Origin of the sequence: Methylopila musalis (assembly GCF_042679725.1) — a bacterium.
Taxonomy (GTDB): Bacteria; Pseudomonadota; Alphaproteobacteria; order Rhizobiales; family Methylopilaceae; genus Methylopila; species Methylopila musalis.
This window is the reverse complement of the sequence record NZ_JBHTMX010000099.1, coordinates 1-10,852: the sequence shown is the minus strand read 5'-3', so window position 1 is coordinate 10,852 and position 10,852 is coordinate 1. Positions and strand designations below refer to the sequence as shown.

Genomic DNA, 10,852 nt, shown 5'->3' with positions numbered 1-10,852 from the left:
GGCGCGAGCGTGGGCGGCATCGCGTTCCGCGCCGCGGACACGGAGCTCGGCCGCCGGCTGTTCGAGGCGCGGGGCGCGCGCGTCCATGTGGCGGGCAGTCTCGGCGTCGATCGCTGGGGCGGGCAGGAGCGCGTCAGCCTCCGGGTGCTGGACGCGGCGCCGGCGGAGCCGTGAAATCGTCGCCAAGCCTCTGGCGTCCCAGATCGCGATCTGGTGATGTGCGGGCGAGAAAAACCATCTCGGACACGTTTCCGGCATGACGCGGCCACCCGATCTTCACGTTTGTGCCGTTCCGTGACCCACGACCGCCGCAGCGACGCCCCCGCTCTTCCGCCGACCGGAGCCCCGTGACCGATCTCGCCACGCCCCCCGCAGCCCATCCGGACGAGGCCGCCGCGCACAAGCGCGGCTTTTCCCAGGTGCTCCGCGAACTCGCCACCAGCGATCGCCCGCGCATCAGCATCGCGGCCATTCTGGACGCCTTCGGCGACCGCGCCTTCGGGGCGCTGCTGCTGCTGTTCGCCCTGCCGAACGCGCTGCCCATGCCGCCCGGCACGTCCGCCGTGCTCGGCGCGCCGCTGGTGTTCATCGCGCTGCAGCTGATGATCGGCAGCCGCCGGCTGTGGCTGCCCCGCTTCATCACCGAACGCTCGCTGAAGCGCGAGGATTTCCAGGCGCTCGCGGCCAAGATCGAGCCCTGGGTGCAGAAGCTGGAGCGGCTGCTGAAGCCGCGCGGCGAGGTGATGACCGGCTTCGTGGCCGACCGCCTCACGGGCCTCGCCTGCTTCGTGCTCTCCATCATCCTGATCCTGCCGATTCCCTTCGGCAACATGCCGCCCGCCATCGCCATCTCCGCCTTCGCGCTCGGCGTGATCGAGCGGGACGGCGTGGCGATCGCCATCGGCTGGCTGGCGACGCTCGCGAGCTTCGCGATCCTCGGCGCGCTCTCCACCGTGGTGGTGAAGGGCTTCGAACTGTTCGCCGGCCCGGTGATGCGCCTGTTCGGCGGGGGATAAGTCGCGTCTTCCCGCTTGCGGGGCGGAGCGAACCCCCCTATACGTCGCGCCCGCAACGCGCTCTTCGTCTATCGGTTAGGACGTCAGCCTTTCACGCTGAAAAGACGGGTTCGACTCCCGTAGAGCGCGCCACTTCCCCACACCACATGTCGATCCGCCGCCGCCGCGCCCCGCGCGCGGTTTGCGCTGCGCGGCGAGCCTTGACCGGCGTAACGCAATCCTCCGCCGTCGCCGCGTTTCGCGCAGGTTGAGCCGCGCCGTCTTGCTGGATCGCCGGCGGTGGGCGTTTTCGGGCCACGCTGGCCGAGCACGCGGCGGCGCGCGGCGTCGACGGCCGGGCGCGCGCTCACGCAGATGGCTTGCCGCTCCCGGTGTGATCGTGGGGTGTGAGCGCAAAGACGACGCGCCGCCGCTGGCCGATCTCGCGGAAGCCGGCCGTCGCGCATCCGATCTCCGGCCAAGTCGCAAGCATCGCCAAACCGCGCGCTGGACGCGTCTGACCGCCGTTACAACCGACGCGTTCGGGATCTCATGACAGCGAGGGCGCATGCGGCTGCACGCGCGCGCGTTGCATCGCCCGCGCTCTAACGCGCCAGACACAATGTGCTGCATCACGCGACTGAAAAGATCAGGGGCGGCTCGACACAAGCATTCGCTCGCACACGCGCGCGTTCTGCGTGTGTCCGGCGGCCGCGAGGCGCGTTCACATCACATAAGGAAGACGAGACCCCGTCATGGCGCACCATGACGGGGTCTCGAATTTTGTGCTTTGAAAGCTTGTTAACGGGAGGCCCTCAATCACCAGACCGCTAAGTCTTTTTCCCGAGGAAACAGGCCTTGCACGCAAAGAGTGTGCATCGCTAGCCTCAGGGTGTCAATCGGGGTGATTGGACGCCAATCGCAACTCAAGGCCGGAACCGCAACACACGAGCGCGACATGCGGCTCGTTGGCTTGATGAGGGCCAACCGCAACACAGGCGTGCCGACGCGAGGGGGTGAGGCTGCAAGACTGATTGTTCGACCTACCTAGCGGTCCGTCGCACGCAACTTTTACACGGCGCCTCTGAAGAAGCTTCGCTCTTTGCGTGATGCTCGTGGCGTGTGTGTTTGCAGGTTGCTATTAATGGTTGCAGTTGTCGTGCGTGTTTCGATGATCCTGAGCTGTGAGGCTTCGCTGTCGTTTTGTTGGAGGGGTCAGTGCGCGGCGTATCCCAGGCGACATCCTATCGCCTTGGCCTCGATCTCGGGTCGAGCTCAATGGGCCGTTGGGTGATGCGGCTTGAGCCTAGCCATGACGGCGAGCCCGGCCTTCTGGCGGAGGTCGGGCCGCGTGGCGTGCGGATCTTCGAGGGCGGGCGCGATCCGCAGAGGGATGTGACGGGCGCACCAAAACGCCGGCGTGCAAACCGCCTTCGAGGCCGCCGCAGCCGCGTGCGAGGGCGGCGCGGGCGGCGATCAGGGCGTTGGGTCTGACCTCGTCCGCATCCGTGATCGCGCTCTCGTTTCGGGATGAAGAACCATGACCAACCTGGCTCCAAAGCGCCCCTATCGCCTTGGCCTCGACCTCGGTTCGAACTCGTTGGGCTGGTGGATGGTGTGGCTCGATCGCGGCCGGAACGACGCGCCGTGGCGTCCGGCGGGCGTCGGGCCGGGCGGCGTGCGCATCTTCGAGGATGGGCGTGATCCGCAGTCGGGGACGTCGAACGCGTCCGATCGGCGCCTTGCGCGCGGCGCGCGGGTGCGGCGGGACCGGTTCCTGCGGCGCCGGCGCGATCTGATGGCGGCGCTGATCCGCCATGGTCTGATGCCGGCGGAGGAGGCGGCGCGCAAGGCGCTCGAAGGGCTCGACCCCTACCGCCTAAGGGCCGAGGCGCTCGACGGGCCGCTGCCGGCGCACCATGTGGGCCGCGCGCTGTTCCACCTCAACCAGCGCCGGGGCTTCCAGTCGAACCGCAAGACCGACGCCGCCGGCGGCGAGAAAGGCGCGATCAAGGTCGCGTCGGGCCGGCTGCGGGAGCTGATGGAGGAGGACGACGCGCCGACGCTCGGCGTCTGGCTGTGGCGCCGCCATCAGAAGCGCGAGGCCGTGCGTTCCCGCGCCGAGATCAAGGGCGCAAAGGCGGAATACGCCTTTTACCCCACCCGAGACATGCTCAAGCACGAGTTCGACGCCATCTGGCGCGCGCAGGCGCCTCACCACGCCACGCTGACTGACGCCGCCCGTGACGAGCTGTTCGACACGATCTTCTACCAGCGTCCGCTGAAGGATCCGATCGTCGGCAAATGTTCGCTTCTGCCCGCGACCCTGCCGCCGGAGCAGGATCCCGGCGGCTATCGCTGCCCGCTCGCGGACCCGCGCGCCCAGCGCTTCCGCATCCTTCAGGAGGTGCGAAACCTGCGGGTGCTGGTGACGGGCGAGGAGGCGCGCACGTTGACGCCGGACGAGAGCGCGGCCGTGCTGGCGGCCTTCGCAGGCTCCAAGGAGGTGAAGTTCGACCGGCTGCGCACGCTGTTGAAGCTGCCGGCGGAGGCGAAGTTCAATCTGGAGGACGACAAGCGCGAAAAGCTGCTCGGCGACCAGACCGCCGCCGTGCTCTCCGACAAGAAGCGCTTCGGCAAGGCGTGGCGCGGTCTGGAGTTCGAGCGCCAGTGCGTGATCGTCGAGCGCCTGCTGTCCGAGTCCGACGAGGCGGCGCTGGTGGAGTGGCTGGTGGAGGAGTGCGGCCTTGATCCGGGGGCCGCCGAGGCGGTGGCGGACGCGCCGCTGCCGGCCGGGCATTCGCGGCTCGGGCTGAACGCCCTCGAACGGCTGCTGCCGCACATGGAGCGCGGCCTGAACTATCCGGAAGCGGCGGCCGCCGAGGGCCTCGACCACGCCCATCTCCCGACCGGCGACCCGATCGGCCGGCTGCCCCATTACGGCGCCTGGATCCCCGAGGCCGTGGTCGGCACCGGCGACCCGAACGATCCGGCGGACAAGCGTTTTGGCCGGTTCCCGAACCCAACCGTCCACATCGCGCTCGGCCAGTTGCGGCGGGTGGTCAACGCGCTGATCGACCAGCACGGCGCGCCGACGGAGATCGTGATCGAGTTCACGCGCGCGTTGAAGCTCTCGCCCGACGAGAAGAAAAAGGCGCAGGCCGACCAGCGCAAGAACCAGGTGGCCAACGAGAAACGGGCTGAAGAGTATCGCGTGCACTCCGAGGGCGCGGAGCCGTCGTCGCGGGATCTGCTGAAGATGCGGCTCTGGGAGGAGCTGAACCTGCGCGATCCGCGGGACCGCAAATGCCCCTTCACCGGCAAGCCGATCGTCTTCGCGACGCTGATGTCGGACGAGGTGGAGATCGAACATCTGATCCCGCTCGGCCTGTCGCTGGACGACAGCGCCGCGAACAAGACGGTGTGTTTCCGGGAGGCCAACCGGGCCAAGAAGAAGCGGACGCCGTGGCAGGCGTTCGGCCGCAGCGACGGCGGCTACGACTGGGCGGCGATCTCCGAGCGCGCCGCCAACCTGCCGCGCAACAAGCGCTGGCGGTTCGAGCCGGACGCCCATGAGAAGTTCCAGGACATGGGCGGCTTCCTGGCGCGGCAGCTGAACGAGACCGGCTGGCTCGCCCGCTTCGCCAAGCGCTACCTCTCCGCCGTCACCGACCCTTACGCGATCTGGGTGACGCCCGGACGCCTGACCTCGATCATCCGCGGCAAGTGGGGCCTCAACAGTCTGCTGCCCGATCACAACTACATGGGCGTGAAGGAGCGCGACGAGACGTTTCAGGCGGCGACCGACAGTTTCGAGTTTTCCGGCGTCAAGAACCGCGCCGATCACCGCCACCACGCCATCGACGCCTTCGTCATGGCCATGACGGACCGCAGCCTGCTCAATCAGGCCGCCTACCTGTCGGGGCAGGGCGATCTCGACGTGGACAAGCTCAAGTTTCCGGACTTTCCGGATGCGTGGCGCGACGAGCTGAAAGCCCGGGTGAGGGACGTGGTGGTCAGTCTCAAGCCCGACCACGGCGTCGGCGGCAAGCTGCACGAGGACACCGCCTATGGCCTCGTGAAGCCGCGCCCGGACCTGAAGCCGGACGAGGAGGAGCGTGGCAACCTCGTCTATCGCAAGCCGCTCGAGAGCCTGAAGGAGACCGAGATCGGCCGCATCCGCGACCGGCGGCTGCGGGAGAAGGTGGAACAGGCGTGGTACGAGGGCAAGCGCGACGGTAAGGCGCTGCCGGAGGCGCTGAAGGAGTTCGCCGACAGGGTGGAGAAGGAGCAGACGCCCGGCCTCGTTGGAGGCCTGCGCCGCGTGAGGCTGCTGAAATCGGAAAAGGACGAGTATCTGGTCAAAGTCGCCGACCCGGCGACCGGCGCGCCCTACAAGGCCTATTCCGCGGGCGAAAACTTCTGCATCGACGTCTTCGAGACGCCCGACGGGCGGTGGCATGGCGAGGCTGTTCGTCGGTTCGACGCCAACCAAGGGAGCCATGAGGTACGATGGCGGACGGAGCATCCTGGCGCAAAGCTGGTAATGCGCGTCGCGAAGGGAGACTTCATACGTCTTGATGACGACGGCGAACGCAAAGTCATGGTCGCTCATCGTCTGGAGCCGTCCGCAAACCGTTTCCGGCTGGCGCCGCACAACGAAACCGGCAACCTCGAGCGGCGGCATGCGACAGCGGACGAGATCGATCCTTTCAAATGGCGTATGCCGTCGTTCAATACGCTGAAACGTCTAGGCGCCGAGCGGGTGCGCGTCGATGAGCTGGGACAGGTGCGCCGCGTGATCCGCACCCGCTCAATCGTCGGCGGCGTCGAGGGCGTGGACGTGCTCCATGAGGGCTGGCGTCCGATCGCAAAAGGCGAAAAGGTGAGTGACCACTCTTAAAGAGTGTAGTTCAATCGTCTCCACAACGTCGGTCGCGGGGGCGGGGATATGGTCGGGCGTGTGCTGGAGATCGCGACGGACGGCCGTCACATCGCCCGCGACCGCGGCTTTCTCACCGTGTCGGAGGATCGCCGCGAGATCGGGCGCGTGCCGCTCGACGATCTCGTCGCCGTCGTCGCCAACGCGCACGGACTGACGTACTCCAACAATCTGCTGCTGGAGCTCGCCCGGCGGGGCGTGCCCACGGTGCTGTGCGGCCCGAGCCACCGGCCGGAGGCGATCGTCTGGCCGGTGGACGGCCATCACGTCCAGTCCGGCCGCATGGGCGATCAGGTCGCCGCGCCCGCGCCGCTGAAAAAGCGGCTGTGGCGCCAGCTGGTGGAGGCGAAGATCCTCGCCCAGGGCGCCACGCTCGCCGCCTGCGGCGCGGAGGCCGGCGGCTTCCGCCTGCTCGCCCGCAAGGTCCGGCCGGGCGACCCCGACAATGTGGAGGCCGAGGCCGCGCGGCGCTACTGGCCGCTGCTGTTCGGCCGCGACTTCCGCCGCGACGCCGACGGCGGCGGCCCCAACGGCATGCTGAACTACGGCTACGCCGTGCTGCGCGCCGCGACCGCGCGCGCCACCATGGCGGCGGGCCTGCACCCGAGCTTCGGCCTGAAGCACTCCAACCGCGGCAACGCCATGCTGCTGGTGGACGACCTGATGGAGCCGTTCCGCCCGCTGGTGGACCGGGAGGTGCATCGCCTGCGGGAAGCGGGCGAGACCGAGGTCACGCCGGAGACCAAGGCGGCGCTCGCGCGGCTCACCGTGGCGGACCTTCCGGCGGAGGAGGGGCTCAGCCCAATGTTCCTGTGCCTGGAGCGGCTGGCCTTCTCGCTCGCCCGCGCCTTCGCCGGCGACGGCGAACGCCTGTCTTTGCCGCGCCCGACCCTGCCGCTCGGCTTCTGAGCCGGTGGAGGCGCGCCCATGTCGTCGTCGCGTCCGCCGCCGCCGGCGCTGTCGGGATACCGCATCATGTGGCTGATGGTGCTGTTCGATCTTCCCGTGGGCACGAAGAAGGAGCGGGCTTCGGCGACCAGGTTCCGGCAGAACCTGCTCGATCTCGGCTTCGAGATGAGCCAGTTTTCCGTCTATCTCAAGATGTGCGCCGGCAAGGAGCAGGGACTGGCGCTGGAGCGGAAGATCGAGCGCGCCATGCCGTCCGCCGGCAAGGTTCACATTCTCGGCATCACCGACAAGCAGTACGAAACGATCCGCACCTACAGGGGACGAAAGCGTGAACAGTCGCCCAAAAACCCGGACCAGTACGCCCTGTTCTGACCGCCCCGCGACGCCCTCGACGCGCCGCGATCAAAGAAAAAGGCCCTGTCGCCAGGGCCTTAAGAGGGATTGGAGCTTAGCGGTCTGGTGATTGAGGGCCAACCGCAACTACACTGAAGACGGAAAGCAATGGCTCGGAAGCTTAGCGGTCTGGTGATTGAGGGCCAACCGCAACGGGTGATGATCCGTCCCGGCACGGAGCCTGAGCTTAGCGGTCTGGTGATTGAGGGCCAACCGCAACACGAAACGATTCAAATAAACGAATACACCTAGCTTAGCGGTCTGGTGATTGAGGGCCAACCGCAACTCGGGGGGGGGTGTCGGCAACGGACCTCCGCTAGCTTAGCGGTCTGGTGATTGAGGGCCAACCGCAACTGGAGTGGCTTCGGGTCGCAAGGCGACGGCAGCTTAGCGGTCTGGTGATTGAGGGCCAACCGCAACGGCGCGACCTGTGGGCGGCGTTCAACGTGGAGCTTAGCGGTCTGGTGATTGAGGGCCAACCGCAACCCGGCCCCGCGCCGATGGCTCCGACCCGAAAGCTTAGCGGTCTGGTGATTGAGGGCCAACCGCAACCATAGTGGAATCAACTCCTTGAGGCGCGGCAGCTTAGCGGTCTGGTGATTGAGGGCCAACCGCAACTAATTAAACGCACGGGCGCGGACCGATATGAGCTTAGCGGTCTGGTGATTGAGGGCCAACCGCAACGCGCCGCGGACCACTGTTCCGTCACCCTCGAGCTTAGCGGTCTGGTGATTGAGGGCCAACCGCAACCCGCCCGTCCGTCACTGCCTCCAGGTGGTCAGCTTAGCGGTCTGGTGATTGAGGGCCAACCGCAACGCGCAGCTCCTCGTCCTCGACCCGCTCGGCAGCTTAGCGGTCTGGTGATTGAGGGCCAACCGCAACAGCGTGGAGCGGCGCGAGCTCGCGGGCGACAGCTTAGCGGTCTGGTGATTGAGGGCCAACCGCAACCTGCGCGCCAGCGCAGACGCCAACACCTGTAGCTTAGCGGTCTGGTGATTGAGGGCCAACCGCAACGGTTATCAGGTCCGCGCCCGCCCGGGCTCGAGCTTAGCGGTCTGGTGATTGAGGGCCAACCACCATCAACCTCGCGCCCTCACCCCTTAGCCCTTCGGACAACGCGTTTCGCGGTCCAGTCGGCGGCGAGGGCGCCGAGGGTGACGAAGACGAGGAACACCCAGCCTGCGAGCGCGCCGGCCTGGATGCCGGACAGCAGCACGCCGACGGTGCAGCCGAGCGCGGTCATGGCGCCCCATCCCATCAGCGCGCCGCCGGCGAGGCCGCGCAGCACCTGTCCGCGGTTCGGGAGCGCGGGGGCGAAACGGCCCGAGACCAGCGCCGCGGCGAAGCTCGCCGCCACCAGCCCCAGCACGAACAGGCCGTTTTCGGACAGCAGCGTCTCCTTCACCACGGTGGCGCAGCCGCGCAGGCCGTCGAGCCCGAACAGGGTGGAGGGCAGCAGCCCGGCGGCGCCGGCTGCGGTGCGGGCGGCGCTGCCGATCTCCGCCGTGACGCCGAGCGGCGCGACGCGCAGATAGGCGAGCGTGCCGATCAGCCCCACCAGCAGGCCGGTGGGCAAGGCCGGCCAGCGGTCCGCGAGCGTGGCGCGGGCCGCGCCGCGCAGGGTGAGCGGCTCCGCCGTCGTCGGCGAGACAGGCCGCGATCGGGCGAGCGCCAGCGCGGCGAGACCGGCGAGAACCGCAAGCGTCAGCGCGAGCCAGCCCGGATAGCCGAGCACCGCCGGCAGCCAGACGACCGGCGCCTCGGCGACGCTCGCCAGGAAGATCGGGTTCCAGGTCTGGAAGCCGAGCACGAAGCCCGCCACCGCGCCCACGAGCGCGAAGGGGGAGGTGGGCGAGCCTTCGCCGAGCCGGTAGAGATGGGCCGACAGGCAGGAGCCGGACAGCGCCATGCCGACGCCGAACACAAAGGCGGCCACCGCCAGCGCCGGGCTCACCGGCCCCACATGGGCGGTGGGCGGCAGGCGGCCGCCGAACGGGTTCGGCACCCAGGCGCCGAACACCGCGGCGTAGCCGATGGCCCCGATCGCCAGCGCCGCCAGAATGGCGAGCACGCCGCGCGGGTCGCCGTCCCGGGTCAGGTCGCGCAGATTGCACAGGAAGCAGAAGCGCCCGCGCTGGAGCGTGAGGCCGAAGGCCGCCCCCGCCAGCAGGGCGAAGGACTGGCGCGCGCCGATCGCGCCGGGCGTCTGACCGAGCAGATGGGCGGCGGCGGCGAGGCCTGCGAGCGTCGCGAGCGCGACGAGGACCGGCCAGGAGCCGAGACGCGGAAGCGGGGAGGGCACGGGCGATCAGGCCTTTCGGACGGGAATGCGGAACGCAGAGCGGCCGGCGACCCTTTCAGGATCGCCGGCCGGCAATGATGGCGACGGCGCGTTTCCCACCGCCGCCATGCGCGTCGTCCGCCGGCGCCGCGCCCCGACGCCTGCGGACGAAACGGATCGAGCCTTACTTGCCCTGCCAGACGGTGCCGGTCAGGTTGGCGACCGGAACGCCGACGGTGTTGCCGTACTCGGTCCAGGAGCCGTCGTAGTTCTTCACGTCATAGCCGAGCACCTTCGCCAGCACGAACCAGGTGTGGCTGGAGCGCTCGCCGATGCGGCAATAGACGATGATCGGCTTGGAGCCGTCCACGCCGGCGTCAGAGTAGATCTTCTTCAGCTCGTCCTTGGACTTGATGGTGCCGTCGGCGTTGACGGCCTTGGACCAGGGCACGTTCTTGGCGTTCGGCACATGGCCGGCGCGCACCGCGAGCTCCTTCGAGCCTTCCGGCGCGAAGATCTTGCCCGAGAACTCGTCCGGCGAGCGGATGTCGAGCAGGGTGGAGCTCTGATCGCCCTCGGCCACCTTCAGCACGTCGCCGAGCCGGGCGCGGACCTTGGCGTTGAGCTGGCCGACCTCGATCGAGCCCTTGCCGGCCTCCGGCGTGGCGGTGTCCAGCGGCAGGCCCTTGGCCTCCCACACCTTGCGGCCGCCGTCGAGCAGCTTCACCCGGTCGCCGAGCCCGTAGGCTTCGAGCACCCAGGCGCCCCAAGCGGCGAACCAGTTGTTGTTGTCGCCGTAGAGGACGATGGTGGTGTCCTTGTCGACGCCGGCGGCGGACAGCAGCTTCTGCAGGTTCTCGCGGCTGGCGATGTCGCGCTTCACCGGATCGACCAGCTCGGTGTGCCAGCGGATGTTGGTGGCGCCCGGCACATGGCCGCGCTCGTAGACGCCCGGGTCCACGCTGACCTCGAACACCTTGACCTTGGGATTCTTCAGATTGTCGGCGACCCAGTCCGCCGTGACCAGCGGGCTGGTCTCAGCCGCGCCGGCGCCGCTCGCCAGCGCCGCGGCGAGCACCGCGCCAAACACTCCCGAAATCGCCTTCATTGTCGGCCTCCTGAGCCGTTCGTCATACCGAACGCGATTGATCCCGAGCGCATGGTCCACGTCAATATATATAATCCGTAGATTTAATGCAAAATAATGTGATGGCCGCATGTGATCCGGCGCGCCGGCGCTCACAGCGTGCGGAGAAAGGCGGCGAGCGCGGCTTTCTCCCGCGCCGTCAGGCCGAGCGGCGCAAGGCGGGCCGAGCGGGCGGCGGCGGCCCG

The 10,852-nt window shown here is 68.4% G+C and carries 6 protein-coding genes, 1 tRNA gene and 1 CRISPR repeat array; of the genes, 5 read left to right on the top strand and 2 right to left on the bottom strand.

Annotation, left to right across the window (positions count from 1 at the left end; all coding sequences use genetic code 11):
- The first annotated feature begins 347 nt into the window (after positions 1 to 347).
- The 5 genes from ACFQ4O_RS11225 to cas2 all read left to right on the top strand — a co-directional run bounded on the left by ACFQ4O_RS11225 (position 348) and on the right by cas2 (position 7,218).
- Entirely contained in the window at positions 348 to 1,016 is a 669-nt protein-coding gene (locus ACFQ4O_RS11225) for an exopolysaccharide biosynthesis protein (protein WP_378775781.1), read from the top strand.
- A 57-nt stretch (positions 1,017 to 1,073) separates the two neighbouring features.
- A tRNA-Glu gene (locus ACFQ4O_RS11220) sits at positions 1,074 to 1,148 on the top strand.
- Positions 1,149 to 2,535: 1,387 nt separating this feature from the next.
- Positions 2,536 to 5,898 carry a type II CRISPR RNA-guided endonuclease Cas9 gene (cas9, locus tag ACFQ4O_RS11215; protein WP_378775780.1) on the top strand — a complete coding sequence of 1,121 codons (3,363 nt, stop codon included), beginning with the start codon at positions 2,536 to 2,538 and terminating at the stop codon, positions 5,896 to 5,898.
- A 48-nt stretch (positions 5,899 to 5,946) separates the two neighbouring features.
- A complete protein-coding gene (cas1, locus tag ACFQ4O_RS11210; protein WP_378775779.1) occupies positions 5,947 to 6,846 on the top strand; it encodes a type II CRISPR-associated endonuclease Cas1 in 900 nt (299 codons plus the stop codon).
- An 18-nt stretch (positions 6,847 to 6,864) separates the two neighbouring features.
- Positions 6,865 to 7,218 (top strand): CRISPR-associated endonuclease Cas2, encoded by a 354-nt coding sequence (cas2, locus tag ACFQ4O_RS11205; protein ID WP_378775778.1) that lies wholly within the window; start codon positions 6,865 to 6,867, stop codon positions 7,216 to 7,218.
- Positions 7,219 to 7,291: 73 nt separating this feature from the next.
- A CRISPR array of direct repeats spans positions 7,292 to 8,319; the repeat unit is 36 nt; unit sequence AGCTTAGCGGTCTGGTGATTGAGGGCCAACCGCAAC.
- Positions 8,320 to 8,332: 13 nt separating this feature from the next.
- Here the strand turns inward: cas2 and ACFQ4O_RS11200 are convergent.
- Entirely contained in the window at positions 8,333 to 9,541 is a 1,209-nt protein-coding gene (locus ACFQ4O_RS11200; protein ID WP_378775777.1) for a YeeE/YedE family protein, read from the bottom strand.
- 163 nt (positions 9,542 to 9,704) lie between these two features.
- Positions 9,705 to 10,628 carry a sulfurtransferase gene (locus ACFQ4O_RS11195; RefSeq protein ID WP_378775776.1) on the bottom strand — a complete coding sequence of 308 codons (924 nt, stop codon included), beginning with the start codon at positions 10,626 to 10,628 and terminating at the stop codon, positions 9,705 to 9,707.
- Positions 10,629 to 10,852 lie beyond the last annotated feature (224 nt).

Excerpts from the sequence above, each read along its gene's own strand:
- cas9 (WP_378775780.1), top strand. The coding sequence starts at position 2,536 with ATGACCAACCTGGCTCCAAAGCGCCCCTATCGCCTTGGCCTCGACCTC.
- cas1 (WP_378775779.1), top strand. The coding sequence starts at position 5,947 with ATGGTCGGGCGTGTGCTGGAGATCGCGACGGACGGCCGTCACATCGCC.
- cas2 (WP_378775778.1), top strand. The coding sequence starts at position 6,865 with ATGTCGTCGTCGCGTCCGCCGCCGCCGGCGCTGTCGGGATACCGCATC.
- ACFQ4O_RS11195 (WP_378775776.1), bottom strand. The coding sequence starts at position 10,628 with ATGAAGGCGATTTCGGGAGTGTTTGGCGCGGTGCTCGCCGCGGCGCTG.